At 69.1% G+C, this 14,472-nt stretch carries 12 protein-coding genes; 7 read left to right on the top strand and 5 right to left on the bottom strand.

All coding sequences use genetic code 11. From position 1 onward, the window contains the following. Positions 1-248: 248 nt before the first annotated feature. The gene (locus E1161_RS10730) at positions 249-1,583 is read right to left on the bottom strand and encodes an FAD-dependent oxidoreductase (RefSeq protein WP_207920176.1); all 1,335 of its coding nucleotides are present in this window, start codon (positions 1,581-1,583) and stop codon (positions 249-251) included. 99 nt (positions 1,584-1,682) lie between these two features. Here E1161_RS10730 and E1161_RS10735 point away from each other — a divergent pair, with 99 nt between their 5' ends. Then, entirely contained in the window at positions 1,683-2,522 is an 840-nt protein-coding gene (locus tag E1161_RS10735; RefSeq protein WP_132622184.1) for a helix-turn-helix domain-containing GNAT family N-acetyltransferase, read from the top strand. Positions 2,523-2,971: 449 nt separating this feature from the next. On the opposite strand, the gene E1161_RS10740 is transcribed toward E1161_RS10735, so the two are convergent. The 3 genes from E1161_RS10740 to E1161_RS10750 all read right to left on the bottom strand — a co-directional run bounded on the left by E1161_RS10740 (position 2,972) and on the right by E1161_RS10750 (position 6,530). Then, the gene (locus E1161_RS10740) at positions 2,972-4,594 is read right to left on the bottom strand and encodes a BCCT family transporter (protein WP_132622186.1); all 1,623 of its coding nucleotides are present in this window, start codon (positions 4,592-4,594) and stop codon (positions 2,972-2,974) included. A 787-nt stretch (positions 4,595-5,381) separates the two neighbouring features. Beyond that, positions 5,382-5,597 (bottom strand): hypothetical protein, encoded by a 216-nt coding sequence (locus E1161_RS10745; protein WP_132622188.1) that lies wholly within the window; start codon positions 5,595-5,597, stop codon positions 5,382-5,384. Between the two features lie 348 nt (positions 5,598-5,945). After that, positions 5,946-6,530, bottom strand: a complete 585-nt coding sequence (locus E1161_RS10750; protein ID WP_132622190.1) for a helix-turn-helix transcriptional regulator — start codon at positions 6,528-6,530, stop codon at positions 5,946-5,948. Positions 6,531-6,640: 110 nt separating this feature from the next. On the opposite strand from E1161_RS10750, the gene E1161_RS10755 reads away from it, so the two are divergent. The 4 genes from E1161_RS10755 to E1161_RS10770 all read left to right on the top strand — a co-directional run bounded on the left by E1161_RS10755 (position 6,641) and on the right by E1161_RS10770 (position 10,771). Continuing rightward, a complete protein-coding gene (locus tag E1161_RS10755) occupies positions 6,641-7,777 on the top strand; it encodes an aromatic ring-hydroxylating dioxygenase subunit alpha (RefSeq protein WP_132622192.1) in 1,137 nt (378 codons plus the stop codon). Further along, the gene (locus E1161_RS10760) at positions 7,777-8,778 is read left to right on the top strand and encodes a PDR/VanB family oxidoreductase (RefSeq protein WP_132622194.1); all 1,002 of its coding nucleotides are present in this window, start codon (positions 7,777-7,779) and stop codon (positions 8,776-8,778) included. Before E1161_RS10755 ends, E1161_RS10760 begins: the two co-directional genes overlap by 1 nt. A gap of 37 nt (positions 8,779-8,815) precedes the next feature. Continuing rightward, the gene (locus tag E1161_RS10765; protein WP_132622196.1) at positions 8,816-10,162 is read left to right on the top strand and encodes an MFS transporter; all 1,347 of its coding nucleotides are present in this window, start codon (positions 8,816-8,818) and stop codon (positions 10,160-10,162) included. 417 nt (positions 10,163-10,579) lie between these two features. Then, a complete protein-coding gene (locus E1161_RS10770; protein WP_132622198.1) occupies positions 10,580-10,771 on the top strand; it encodes a hypothetical protein in 192 nt (63 codons plus the stop codon). A 73-nt stretch (positions 10,772-10,844) separates the two neighbouring features. Here the strand turns inward: E1161_RS10770 and E1161_RS10775 are convergent, their stop codons facing one another. Then, a complete protein-coding gene (locus tag E1161_RS10775; protein WP_132622200.1) occupies positions 10,845-11,792 on the bottom strand; it encodes a LysR substrate-binding domain-containing protein in 948 nt (315 codons plus the stop codon). Between the two features lie 106 nt (positions 11,793-11,898). Between E1161_RS10775 and kdgD the strand changes: the two genes are divergently transcribed. Both kdgD and E1161_RS10785 read left to right on the top strand, forming a co-directional pair. After that, positions 11,899-12,825 carry a 5-dehydro-4-deoxyglucarate dehydratase gene (gene kdgD / locus E1161_RS10780; protein WP_132622202.1) on the top strand — a complete coding sequence of 309 codons (927 nt, stop codon included), beginning with the start codon at positions 11,899-11,901 and terminating at the stop codon, positions 12,823-12,825. Next, positions 12,822-14,402, top strand: a complete 1,581-nt coding sequence (locus E1161_RS10785; protein ID WP_132622204.1) for an aldehyde dehydrogenase (NADP(+)) — start codon at positions 12,822-12,824, stop codon at positions 14,400-14,402. Before kdgD ends, E1161_RS10785 begins: the two co-directional genes overlap by 4 nt. Positions 14,403-14,472: the final 70 nt, after the last annotated feature.

The raw sequence follows: 14,472 nt of genomic DNA on the forward strand, positions 1-14,472 counted from the left end.
GGCTACGTCACGCCGACCAGACTTCCCGGCACACCGCAGATCACGCTACCCGCATGTCTCCGGAGGATCCAGCCCTGCATCGAGCACAGGCCTCGCACAACGGTGTCGCTGCGACAACGAGCCCGTCGATCACCGGCAACTCCGCCGGCACCTCTCCGACGCCTTGGCAGGTGGCCTGCCGCAGCCCAGCGGGTAGGGGAATCGTGACGACGCCGACCACGACGGCCAGGCCCACGAGTGCGTGCCGGTCAGCGCTCAGCGGCTCCCGGCGCTGCGAGCTCGACTGCCTGCTGCGGCGCGGCGCAGCATCCGCCACCCTGCTCTGCCTCGGGCTCGTCGAACAGCCCGGCCCCGCCGCACACCCCGGTCTCCGGCAGGACGAGCTCCACCCGCTCGGCGGATTCGGTGTCGCCGGCGATCGCGGCGGTTACGCTGCGGACCTGCTCGTAGCCTGTCATCGCCAGGAACGTCGGCGCCCGGCCGTAGCTCTTCATCCCGACCACGAACACCCCCGGTTCCGGATGTGCCAGCTCCTTGGCTCCGTGCGGGTAGACGGTGCCGCAGGAGTGCACGTTCGGATCGATCAACGGCGCCAGGGCGGTCGGCGCCTGCAGCACCGGGTCCAGGTCCAACCGGACTTCCGAGAGCCAGGACAGATCCGGACGGAACCCGGTCAGCACCACGACCTCGTCGACGGGCGCGCTCTTGTCCCCCTCGAACGAGGTCAGAACCAAGCGACCGTCCCCATCGGCCTCGACCGCTGCGGTGCGAAAACCCGTCATCGTGCGAACGTGTCCGGCTTCGACCGCTTGCTTGGCGCGCAACCCCAGCGCCCCGCGCTCGGGCAGCTGGTCGGCTTCACCGCCACCGAACACATCCCCCGAGCGGCCCCGGCGCAGCACCCACACGATCTCCGTGCCAGCCACCTCCTCGGCCAGTCCGGCGAAGGCCACCAACGCGGTGAGGGCCGAATGCCCACTACCGGCGACCGCGATGCGCTTGCCCGCGAACCGAGCCCGGACCTGGCCATCGGAGACGTCGGGCACCTGGTAGCTGATCCTGTCCCGTGCAGCGAGCTCTCCGGCGGCCGGGAGCCCGTCGCCGCCCAGGGGGTTAGGGCTCCGCCACGTCCCGGAGGCATCGATGACCGCCTGAGCCGCGATCCTCTCCTCGCCGTCGGCCGTCTCGACGTGCACCGTCAACGGCTCGGACGCCCGCCCGGCATCCACGACCCGGTCCCGCCCGCGGCGAGCCACGCCCACCACCCGGGCACCGAAGCGCACCCGCTCCCCCAGCGCAGCCGCCAGCGGCTGCAGGTACTGCTCGACCCAATCCGCACCGGCCGGGTACGCCGCCGGATCCGGCGCGTGCCATCCCTCGCGCTCCAGCAACCGCGCCGCAGCCGGGTCGATCAACTCCGCCCACTGCGAGAACAACCGGACGTGCGACCACTCCCGCACCGCGGAGCCGACCTCCGGCCCCGCCTCCAGCACCAAGGGCTTCAAGCCCCGCTCGAAAACTTCTGACGCAGCCGCCAGACCCACCGGGCCCGCACCCACCACGACAACCGGCAACTCGTCCACGGCACTCCCCTTTACATCGATCATCTTCGATGAAGTTGTCTCAACTGTATCGACGCGGATCGATTGACGCAACCATCGATGTGCGTCGATACTCATGGCATGACGACGACGGCTCCTGAGACCGGACTGCTGCCCGCAGAGGATGCGGCCACCTACGCCGAGTGGTTCGCGTGCCTGGCCGAACCCACCCGCGTCCGCCTGCTGCACGCGGTGGCGGCGGCCGGCACGATCAGCGTGGGCACCTTGACCGAACAGCTCGGCATCAGCCAGTCCACCTGCTCCCACCACGTGCGCAAGCTCGCCGACGTCGGGTTCGTGCTGCTGACCAAGAAACGCACCACCACCTTCGTCTCGGTCAACACCGCCTGCTGCACCGGCTTGCCGCACGCCGCCGACGCGGTCATGGGTGTCGTGGCCCGCCCCTGCTGCCCCGACGACCTCCCCGAGGACGTCACCGTCCGCCAGCTGGAACCCGGCGACTGGACGGACGTGCGTCGCATCTACGCCGAAGGCATCGCCACCGGCCACGCCACTTTCGAAACCGACGTCCCGCCCCGCAAGTCGCTGGAGGCCAAGTGGCTGCCGGACCACCGGTGGGTCGCCGAGGTCGACGGGCAGGTCGCCGGGTGGGCCGCCGCGACTCCCGTGTCCACCCGGGACTGCTACTCGGGCGTGGCTGAAACGTCGGTCTACGTCAGCGAGGACTTCCGAGGCCGTGGCGTCGGAAAATCCTTGCTGCACAAGCTGGTCACGGCCGCCGACGCCGGGGGCTTGTGGACGCTGCAGACCTCCACCTTCCCCGAGAACCGGGCCAGCATCGCCCTGCACTGCTCCGCCGGATTCCGCACCGTCGGGGTGCGCGAACGCATCGCCCACCACCACGGCGTCTGGCGCGACACCGTCTTCCTCGAACGCCGCCGCAGCTGCGACGACGACTGACCTGGTCCAACGACCACCCCACCCACACCCGCCGCGAGGGCGTCGGTCGATGAGAGGTGCCCTGTGAACGACTGCGACGCCATCGTCATGGGCGGCGGCAGGTCCGGACACGCCCTGGGCCTCCGGCTCGTCGTGCTGGGAGCAGGAGACGAACCCCTCGACGCCGACTCCGCGCCCACCACCGCCTCAGCACCGTCACCGACGACAACGAGGGCACGGTTCGTGGACGAGAACGTCCGCGCGCCGATCCGCGCGGAGCCGGGTCGCGGTCGCCCGCCGAGCGGAAAGCGCAGCGGTTCTCCGGTTCCAGCAGCCGCAACCGATGCACGGCGTTGCGACTGCCTTCACCGGAGAACCGCTGAGGAATCACGCAGAGGAGAGGGCGGCGGCGGTGCCGACCGCCACCGCCGCGACCTCGAACCACGCCTAGCGCAGGGGAAGCACCGAGATCACCGGCTCTCGCTCCGGGTGGGCTCCGTGCTCACCACGGCGACCTCGACGTCCTGCGGAGACTCCTCCGGTGTCGCTGCGCGCGCACCGGAGACCGGCACCCGAGCACTGTTGGGGCCATGCTCATCCCGGAGGGTCTTGTAGAAGGCCGCGCAGATGCCCACCAGGATGATCGCGAAGGGCGTCCCGGTGAGCACCGAGGCCTTCTGCAGCCCCTCGAGGCCACCAGACACCAGCAACACGGCCGCGACCCCGGCGAGCAACACGCCCCACAGCAGCCGAACCCAGGTCCTCGGGTTCGGCTCGCCGCCCGTGGACAACTCGCCCAGCACCACCGTGCCCGCGTCGGCGCCCGCTACGAAGAACACCCACAGCACGATCAACGTGATCACCGACATGAGCCCGGCCATCGGGTACTGCTGGATGAACACGAACATCCCGGCCGCGGGGCTCTGCTGCACGGTCTGCGCGATGTCACCGGCCAGACCGCTGCGCGCCAGCTGCAGCGCGGCGCCGCCGAACACCGCGATCCAGATCATGCTGACCAGGCTGGGCACCAGCACGGTGGCCGCGACGAACTCGCGGATCGTGCGACCGCGCGAGATGCGCGCCATGAACAGACCCACGTACGGGGCCCAGGCGATCCACCAGGACCAGTAGAAGACGGTCCAGCTGCCCATCCACCCGTTGTCCGGGCTGAAGGCGTCCAGCCGGAAGCTCATCGGCAGGATGTTGCCCAGGTAATCACCGAGACCCTCGGTGAAGGCGTTGATCTGGGTGATGCTCGGGCCCACGATGAAGTAGAAGATCAGCAGGACCGGGGCGATGAGCATGCTGATGTTCGACAGCCACTTGATGCCGTGCTCGATCCGCGTCGTTGCCGAGCCCATGAACGCGGCCGTGGTCAGGGCCAGCACGATCAGCTGCACGACGATTCCGGTGGGGAACCCGAAGGTCTCACCCAGTCCCGCGGTCATCTGCAGGCCTGCCTGCCCGAGCGCCACGGCAATGCCGAACACCACTGCCAGCACCGCCAGCACGTCGATGGCCTTGCCCAGCGGTCCGTCGACGCGATCGCCGAGCAGCGGCCGGAAGATCGCGCTGAGCAGTCCCCGCTCGTTCTTGCGATGGGTGAAGTAGGCCACGGCCAGGCCCGCGACCGCGTAGATAGCCCACGGGTGCAGCGCCCAGTGGAAGAACGAGTACTTGATCGCCACCCCGGCGGCTTCGTCGCTGCTGGGCGGAGCGAGGCCGAAGGGGACGTCGACGTAGTGCGACAGCGGTTCGGCCAGGCCCCAGAAGATGATCGCCGGACCCATCCCCGCCTGGAACATCATGGCGAACCAGGACATTCGGCCGAATTCTGGCTCGTCCCGATCAGCACCGAGCTTGATCCGCCCGTAGCCGCTCAAACCCAGGTAGATGACGAACACGAGGAAGATGTTCGCGGTGAGCAGGAAGAACCAGCTCATATCCGCTACGACGTAGTTGAAGAGCTGAGTTGTCACGGTCCCGAACCCGTTCGGGTCCACCGCTCCCCACAGGACGACCAGCGCCGAAACGGCTATCGATACCGCGAAAACGGTATGATTCGTCGCCCTCTTGTTTTGCACTTTTTCCATTTTAGAAACCCTGATTCACCAGCTTGGAGAACTTCGGCACGAGCGGAATGCTCGCCACTCCCGTTGGGAACGACGAGTTTCGACAGGTGTGATGAACCTCCTCACAGGACGCCCGCACCGGGCGTCGCCGACGGTCGATGCGTCGGCATCACGACTTCATCCTGCGCCGCGGGCCCAAGCTTCGCGCGGCCCGACCAAAGCGGATGTGGCACATCCTCCACCGAGGCAGCAGGACCTTCTTTCGTTGTGCGCTTCCGCAGAGGCTCTCAGTTGTGCACCGCTCGATCAAACGAATCGAGAAGATCTGGCTAGACGAATTTTGAAAGGGTCCTATAGAAATCCTCTATCAGCGCTGCGAGTCGGCGGTCCGGCAGCGAGATCGCGCACCCGGCGCTCGCCGCAGGACATCGGTCACCAGCGAACGGACTCAGCTGGCGAGTTCAGCTCACCCGGTGGCAAGGACCTCTTGGCGATGTGGCCCCCGAGGGACACCTGTTGGTGCGGTGGTCGTTGAACCGGCGCCGAGGCGGTCCGATCACGAACCACAGCGAGCCCCTCGGGCCCAAGTGGACGAGCACGTCCAGTCGTTCCACAGCCGCCGGGCCGGGTCGTGCATCGGCAGCGTCGCGAAGGACGCGAACCCGTCCGGCCCGATGGGCCACCTGCTCGACGGCGTAGTCGTTGAGCAGGTGGCCTGGTTCATCCGCCTTCCCGCTTCTCGTGCAGCGTCTGAACCCCGGTAGAAAGCGGCGGAAGCACGGCGGCTCGAACCGGAACTCGTGCGCGATCAGGACTTGTGGGTGTCCAGCACCACCTTGCGGTGTGCGGCCAGGCCACGTCCGAGGAAGTGCGTCGCCGACTGCTGGAGGAATCCAGGCTCGGTGGCGAAGAAGTGGTCTTCGAGCTCGATACTCCTCCACGGTGGAGGTCGTCGGGAATTCAGCTCGGCAACCCGGCGCCTGGCGGTCGAGCTCGCTTCGAACTGCGGCTTCCTCGACGCCACCGTCGCGGGTCGGCGAAGGCAGGCGAGCCCCGGCGGCCTGCCCGTGGCGAAAGCAGTTCCCAGCGCGGCGCCATGAGGGCCCGCAGCGCGTCCTCGACCCACTCTTCGACGAAATTGGGGAATCACCGGCCATCACCACTCAACACCCCACAGTGGACAAATCACACCCCACAGTGGACCGACGTCGCAGCAGAGCCCGGCGTGCTCGCCGAACGCCGATCCAGAGCGTCACCGCCAAGATCCCATGGGCCACTGGGCCCCGGAGGTTCCTCCACCCGTCAGTCTTCTCAACCCGGGCCCGCCACGTGCGTGGAGAGCACCGCTGACCGGATCACGACCGCGAGCTCTTCAGACGCCGTGCAGCTCGTCGAGGAGCGCGAAGCCGTCCTGGATCCACGCCAGTTCGGTGCGGGCGCGCGCGATCAGTCCGTCGTAGGCGTAGATCTTGTAGCGGACAGTCAGCTCGGCCTCACGCTCGGTCAGCTTGGCGATCCGCGCGGCCAAGGTCGGGTGAGTGCGGTCGACGAGGGTCGCCCGGGTGCCCTCGAGCATCGCCAGGTGCTCTTCCCAGTACTCCTGCTGCTGCCGCAGCTGCTCACGCACCGCCGCGGGGTCGGCGAAGTCGAAGTACGCGGCCTTCAGGTAGGCGGGGTCGCGCTGCCACTGCGGCGCCAGGGGCGATTCCATCCACTCCCGGAACTCGGCGAGGCCCGCGTCGGTGACGTGGTACTCCTTCTTGGTCCCCTTCTTGCCCCAGGGACGCTCGACCGAGGTGAGCAGCCCGTCGCGTTCCATCCGGTTGAGCGCCGGGTAGATCTGCGAGTCCGGGGCGTGCCAGACGTGCGCGACCGAGCGGCTGAAGCTCTTCGAGATGTCGTAGCCGGTCATCGGACGACCCGTCAGCAACGCGATCAGCGCGTGTCGCAGCGACAAGATGGCCTCCCTTCCTGATCAGCCACGCTATCCACCCTTGCCAACTCACTATATCCATAGATAGCTTGTGGCTTACACAACAGATACCTCTCTCCATAGGGAGTTGACCAATGACGCTCACAACCCCCGCACCGGTGGGAACCGCAGCACCGACCACGGCCGCGGCGAAGATCTTCAACCACCCCCGCAACGCCTGGTACGTGGCGGCCTGGGATCACGAGGTCACCGGCAAGCAGCCGCTGGCGCGCACCGTCGCCGGTGTTCCGCTCGCGCTGTGGCGCAACACCGAGGGGCGCGCCGTCGCACTCGCCGACGCCTGCTGGCACCGGCTCGCCCCCCTGTCGCAGGGCAAGGTCCTCGGCAACGAGCTGCAGTGCCCCTACCACGGCCTGCGCTACAACTCGACCGGTCGTTGCACCGCCATGCCCGCGCAGGAGACGATCAACCCGAGCGCGGTCGTCCCCTCCTACCCCGTCGTCGAGCGCTACCGCTACGTCTGGGTGTGGGTGGGCGATCCCGACCTCGCCGATCCGGCCACCGTGCCCGACATGCACCAGATGGACGATCCGTCCTGGGCGGGTGACGGCGAGACCATTCACGCCGACTGCAATTTTCAGCTGGTCCTCGACAACCTGATGGACCTCACCCACGAGGAGTTCGTGCACTCCTCGAGCATCGGCCAGGAGGAGCTCTCCGAGTCCGAGTTCGACGTGATCCACGAAGGCGACACGGTCACCGTCACCCGCTGGATGCGCGGCATCGACGCCCCGCCGTTCTGGTTGAAGAACATGCGCGACAAGTTCCCCGGCTTCGAGGGCAAGGTCGACCGCTGGCAGATCATCAGGTTCCAGGCGCCGGCCACGATCTGCATCGACGTCGGTGTCGCCAAGGCCGGCACCGGCGCGCCCGAGGGCGACCGCAGCCAAGGCGTCAACGGGTACGTCATGAACACGATCACCCCCGAGACCGACCGCACCTGTCACTACTTCTGGGCGTTCATGCGCAACTACTGCCTGGACAACCAGACCATCACCACCCAGCTGCGCCAAGGTGTGCACGGCGTCTTCGGCGAGGACGAGGACATGCTGCGCGCCCAGCAACGCGCGATCGACGCCAACCCGGAGCACGAGTTCTACAGCCTCAACATCGACGTAGGCGGGATGTGGGTCCGCCAGATCCTGGAGCGGATGCTTGCCGCCGAAGGGCGGCCGTCGGCGGCTCCCGCTGCGGCGGGCAGGGGCGTCTGATGGCGGCCCACTCCCAGTCCCGCTGGCAACGGGCGCAGATCGTCGAAGCCGACCTCGTAGCCGACGGCGTCCGCCGGATAGTGCTGGAGGTCGAACACCCCGAGCACGCGGCGCCCGGTACGCACGTCGACGTCGCACTGCCCGTCCAGGGCCGACGGCAGATCCGTTCCTACTCCGTCGTGCGATCCGAGGCCGGGGGCCGCCGGCTCACGCTCAGCGTGCAGCTCTCCGCTGCCTCCCGAGGTGGTTCGGAGGCCATGCACGCACTGGCCGTCGGTGACGAGCTCACCGTCACCGGGCCCGTGCAGAGCTTCCCGCTCGCGGTCGGCGCCGGTCGTTACGTCCTGGTCGCCGGCGGCATCGGCGTCACCGCACTGGTCGCGATGGCGTCAGCTCTGCGCCGCCGCGGCGCCGACTACGAGCTCGTGCTCGTCGGTCGGAGTCGGCAGGTCATGGCCTACCTCGACGAGCTCACCGCCGAGCACGGCGATCGGCTCCGGGTGCACGTCGACGACGAAGGGACGCCGTTGTCGGTACCTGGTCTGGTCGACGAGATCGCCGCGGCACCGAACGCGGCCACGACCGAGCTCTACATGTGCGGCCCGATCGGCCTGATGGACGCGATCAGGTCGAGCTGGACCGAGCACGGGCTGGCCGAGACCAACCTGCGGTTCGAGACCTTCGGGTCCAGCGGCCGGTTCGAAGCCGAGGAGTTCGTGGTCCGCCTTCCCCAGCTCGACCGGGAGGTCGCCGTCGCACCCGGCACCTCGATCCTGGACGCCCTGAACGCGGCCGGGGTCGACACGCTCTCGGACTGCCGCAAGGGCGAGTGCGGACTCTGCCTGGCCAAGATCGTCGAGGTCGCGGGCACCATCGACCACCGCGACGTCTTCCTCAGCCAAGCGCAGAAGCAGCGCTCCACCCACCTGTGCCTCTGCGTCTCCCGCGCGGCGGTCGGCAACACCGGCGACCGCGCATCCGTCACCCTCCACCTCACCTGATCCGGGCGCAACGGATCCCTCACCACTGGATACCTCAATGATTCTCACGGCACGCATCGGCGCGGCGCCCATGTCCGGCTACCAATGGCTGATCGTCGCGCTCTGCACCTTCATGAACTGCCTCGACGGCTTCGACGTCATGGCAGTCGCGTTCACCGGCCCCTCGGTCACCGAGGAGTTCGGTCTGAACGGTTCCCAGTTCGGACTGCTGGTCTCGGTCGGCCTGATCGGGATGGCGCTGGGTTCGATGCTGCTCGCACCCTTCGCCGACCTGATCGGGCGTCGCCCGCTGATCCTGATCAGCCTCGCCTTGGGCACGATCGGCATGTTCGGCGCCGCGATGGCCCCCTCAGTGCTGGTGATGGGCCTCTTCCGGCTCGTGACCGGCATCGGCGTGGGCGGCATCCTGGCCAGCACCAACGTGATCGCCAGCGAGTTCTCGAACGCGAAGAACCGCGGGCTCGCCATCGGCATCTACACCGCCGGGTACGGCATCGGCGCGACCTTCGCGAGCCTCGTCGCGAAGACCACGGTGGGCGGCGACTGGCGGATCGTCTTCTACGCCGGCGGCTTCGGAACTCTGCTCGCCCTGATCGTCATCGCCGTGCTGCTGCCGGAGTCGCTCGCCTTCCTCGAGCAGCGCCGTCCCCGCGGCGCCCTGGAGCGCATCAACCGGACCCTGGCGCGAATGGGGATGGACTCCACCAGCACGGCCGACCTCGACCAGGCGAGCTCCGCCCGGAAGGACGCCGGGCAGACCGGTTCGGGTTGGCTGAAGCAACTGCTCGCACCCACGATCCTGCTCTGGATCATCTTCATCACCATCATGTTCGGGTTCTACTTCGTCAACAGCTGGACCCCGACCCTCCTCGCCGAGGAAGGGCTTTCGAAGAGCACTGCGGTCACCGCCGGGATGGCGATCTCGATCGGTGGCACCGTCGGCTCGGTGCTCTACGGCCTTGCCGCCCGGCTCCGCCCACCACGGGTCGTGCTGATCGGGTTCTCGCTGCTGTCGGCCGCGATGATGGTCGTGTTCATCCTGAGCACCTCGATCCTGTGGCTCGGGTTCGGCATCGGCGTCATCGTCGGCGCGCTGATCAACGGCTGCATCGCCGGTGCGTACACCGTCGGACCACCGCTGTACCCGTCCCACCTCCGCGGCGTCGGCATGGGCTGGGCGCTCGGCATGGGCCGGATCGGCGCCATCCTCTCCCCGACCATCGCAGGCCTGCTCAAGGACGCAGGTGCCTCGGCGACCCAGCTCTACGTCGGAGCCGCCGCAGTCGTCGCGCTCTGCGCACTCGCCCTGGTCGCGCTGCGCAAGCACGACCCGGACTCCACCCCAGCGGCCACGGAACCGGCCACGAACCCGGCCACGGGCTGAGGCAACGTCCGGGGCACCGGCGCGCACCGAGCGCAACGCGACGCTGACGCCCACGACATCGAGCTCCATCGCCACGTGGACCACATGCCGACGAAACCACCCGAGGCCCGGCACCACCGATGACCGCCCGCCGACCCGCTTGACCGCGTAGCTCCCACACGGTCAGGTGGGTCCTTCGGTACCCAGCGGTCGAGAAGACGATCGTGTAGCGGTCACCACTGATCCACACCGAGACAGGTGCCCGTTGACCTGCGGTAACTCGCAGGTCAACGGGCACTCCTCGCCAGTCGGAGCCGGACTCAACACCGGCTGGGCCAGCCGCTCCGAAGCGCGAGTCCGAAGTAGGGAGCACGCCCGGTGGCCTGCTGCGCTCCGGTCCACTGCGGATTCTCGCGCTCTGCCGTTGTCGTCGAGCTCGTGACGATGGGGAGTGCCGGGTCTGGCTTTCGGTTCGCTCGGAGGGATGCTCGTCATGCCCACGCCCCGATCGCGGCGGCGCTGGTCGCGGGCACCGGCTCGCAGTCCTCTTCCGGCTGCTACCTGCTGGCGGTGTCGTTGGTGAGCCTGGCCGCGCTGGCGGCCGCCTCCCGCGCCCGCGGGGTCCGCTGACACCGGACGCGCCCACCGTGCCCGGCCGAACCACGCGTCTCCGGCCGGGAACCGCCGCGCGCGTGCGGCGATCCTATTCGGACGTTCCACGCACACCGTCCGCGGTGCCGTCGCCGAGGCCGATGAGCGGATCACCGCGGTCGTCGGCGGCGGTGAACAGTTGCAGGAAGGCCGCCAGCGCGGGGTTGTCGTTCTCGCCCCGCCACGCCACCCGCAGCTCTACGGGCTCCGGGACCGGCAGATCCACGGGCCGGAAGACGAGCCCGGCGAACCGCAAGCGCGCCGCGGTCGTCGGCACCAGTGCGATGCCGAGCCCGGCTTCGACCAGCGCCAGCGCCGTGTGCACCTGCGAGACGTACTGCACGTACGTCGGCCGCACGCCCGCTTCACCGAAGATGCCCACGACGAGGTCGTAGAAGTAGCGCGCCTCAAGCGGCGAGTACCCGACGACGTCCGCCCCGTGGAAGGCCTCGAGCGGCAGCCGCTCCTCGTCGGCCAGCCGGTGCCCGGCGGGCAACGCGGCCACCAGGGCGCCCGTGCCCACCAGCCGGGACTCCACGCCGGGTGGCGTCGGCGGCCGCACCAGGCCCGCGTCCAGCGTGCCGGACGAGATGCGGTCCAGCTGGTCGCGTGTGACCAACTCCTGCAGCACCACCTCGACATGCGGGAGCCGCTCGGCGATGGTGCGCAGCACCGTGCCGAGCACGCCGTATCCGGACGTCGCCGTGAACCCCAGGTTGAGCAGGCCGGCGCGGCCCGCGGTCATCCGCCGGGCCGACTGCGCGGCGTTCTCGGCGTCGTGCAGGAGCCTGCGGGCGTTCCGCAGGAAGGCGCGGCCTGCGGGCGTGAGCCGCACCGTCCGGCCGCTGCGATCGATCAGGCTGACGCCGAGTTCCCTCTCCAGCTGCTGGATCTGCCTGCTCAGCGGGGGCTGCGTCATGTTCAACCGCTCGGCGGCGCGACCGAAGTGGCCTTCCTCGGCGACGGCGACGAAGCCGGTCAGCTGGTGGATCGTGAACATCGATGCATTTCCTGAATCAGAGGATGCGAATTTGGAGTTGGACGTGCATTGCTCGCCGACTCTAGCGTCGCGGTCACGGGCCAGACCAACCTGGAGGAAGTACGCGATGTCCCAGTTCACGCCCCACGAAACAGCCAAGCGGCTGTCGAACAGCCTGCTGTCCTTCCCGGTGACGCACTTCCGGGACGACCTGAGCTTCGACGAGCCAGCCTACCGCGAGAACATCGCCTGGCTGAGTGAGTTCGGCGCGGCCGGGCTTTTCGCCGCGGGCGGCACCGGCGAGTTCTTCTCGCTGACCCCCGACGAGGTGTCGGCCGTCGTCAGAGCCGCCGTGGGGGAGACGCCCGACGACGTGCCCGTGATCGCGCCGGCCGGCTACGGCACCGCTACCGCCATCGAGCTGGCCCGAACCGCCGAGCGAGCGGGTGCCGACGGGCTGCTCCTGCTGCCGCCGTACCTCACCGAGGCGTCGCAGGACGGACTCATCGAGCACGTCAAGGCGGTCTGCGCGGCGACCTCGCTCGGCGTGATCATCTACAACCGAGCCAACGCGGTCTACACCGACGAAACCGTCGCGCGCCTGGCCGACGCGTGCGCCAACCTCGTCGGGTTCAAGGACGGTGTCGGCGACATCGAGCGCATGACCCGCATCCACACGCGGCTCGGCGACCGGCTGACCTACGTCGGCGGCCTCCCCACTGCGGAGGCGTTCGCGCTGCCGTACCTCGAGATGGGCGTCACGACCTACTCGTCGGCGATGTACAACTTCGTGCCCGAGTTCGCGCAGCGGTTCTACACCGCCGTGCGCGCCCACGACCGCGCCGCCGTCGACCGCTACCTCGCCGAATTCGTGCTGCCCTACTGCGACATCCGCAACCGCAAGGCGGGTTACGCGGTGAGCATCGTGAAGGCGGGCATGAGGGCCATCGGACGCCCCGCCGGGCCGGTCCGCGCCCCGTTGACCGACCTCGACGACGACGAACTGCAGCAGCTCTCCGAGCTGATCTCCCGGATTCCCGAGGAGAACGCATGAACACCCCGACCGGTCGGATGATCATCGCGGGTGAACCGGTCACCGGAACCGGAACGGAGATCCGCGCCGTCGACCCGAGCACCGGCGAGCAACTGGACCCCGCCTTCGCCTACGGCGGTTCCGCCGACGTCGACCGTGCGTGCGCCGCCGCGTGCGACGCGTTCGGCCAGTACCGGGCGCTGCCGGTGACCAGGCGCGCCGAGCTGCTCGAACGCATCGCCGACAACATCGAGGCGATCGGCGACGCCCTGGTCGAACGCGCCCACGCCGAATCCGGTCTGCCCCTCGCGCGCCTCACGGGCGAGCGCGGCCGCACCACGGGCCAGCTGCGCATGTTCGCCACGCTGCTGCGCGACGGGAACCTCGAAATCCCGCGCATCGATCCGGCACAGCCGGACCGCACACCGCCCCGCGCCGACATCCGCCAGCGTGCCGTTCCGCTCGGCCCCGTGGCCGTGTTCGGCGCCAGCAACTTCCCCCTCGCCTTCTCGGTCGCGGGTGGGGACACCGCGTCTGCGCTCGCGGCGGGCTGCCCCGTCGTCGTCAAGAGCCACGACGCCCACCCCGGCACCTCGGAACTCGTCGGTCGGGCGATCAGCGACGCGGTCGCCGAGACGCAGCTGCCCGCGGGCACGTTCTCGCTGCTGTTCGGCCACGGCCCCGACCTCGGCACGGCCCTCGTCACCGATCCGCGCATCCGTGCCGTGGGATTCACCGGGTCGCGCCAGGGTGGCCTCGCGCTCGTGGCCGCCGCGCAGGCGCGTCCCCGCCCGATTCCGGTGTACGCGGAGATGAGCAGCACGAACCCCGTGTTCCTGTTGCCGGGCGCACTCGCCGACCGCGCCGGCGAGATCGGCACCGCGTTCGTCGGTTCGCTCACCCTCGGCGCCGGACAGTTCTGCACCAACCCGGGCATCGTCGTCGCCGTGGACGGCCCGGACCTGCACCGTTTCGTGGACGCGGCCACGACGGCGATCACCGCGTCGGAACCGGCCACGATGCTCACGCCCGGGATCGCCGACGCCTATGCCCAGGGCGTCAGCACACTGTCCGGCCACGACGGCGTCGAGGTGCTCGCCCGGGGATCCGACTCCGGCGGGCCGATCACCTGCCGCCCCGCACTGCTCGCGACCGACGCCGAACGGTTCGTCGCCGAAGAGGCGTTGCAGCAGGAGGTGTTCGGCTCCTGCTGCATCGTCGTGCGCTGCCAGGACATGGCTCAGGTGCACGCGGTCGCCGAGGCTCTCGAAGGCCAGCTGACCGCGACCGTCCACACCGGAACCGGGGACGAGCGCGAGGCCGCCACGCTGCTGAGCGCACTCGAGCTCCTCGCGGGCCGTGTGCTGTTCAACGGCTGGCCGACGGGAGTCGAGGTCGGCCACGCGATGGTTCACGGCGGTCCGTTCCCCGCCACGTCGGACTCGCGAACCACCTCCGTCGGCACGCGTGCCGTGGACCGGTTCCTACGCCCGGTGTCCTACCAGGATGTTCCGAGCGGCCTGCTGCCGAGCGCGATCGCCGACGGCAACCCCGACGGCCTGTTCCGTCGCATCGACGGTATCCCGGGCACCCAGTAGCCATCCCCGCCGGTGTCCGCTCCGCGTCAACGAGGTGGGCACCGGCCCCAGCCACTCCGGAAAACAGTCA

Origin of the sequence: Saccharopolyspora aridisoli, from assembly GCF_004348445.1 — a bacterium.
Lineage (GTDB): Bacteria > Actinomycetota > Actinomycetes > Mycobacteriales > Pseudonocardiaceae > Saccharopolyspora > Saccharopolyspora aridisoli.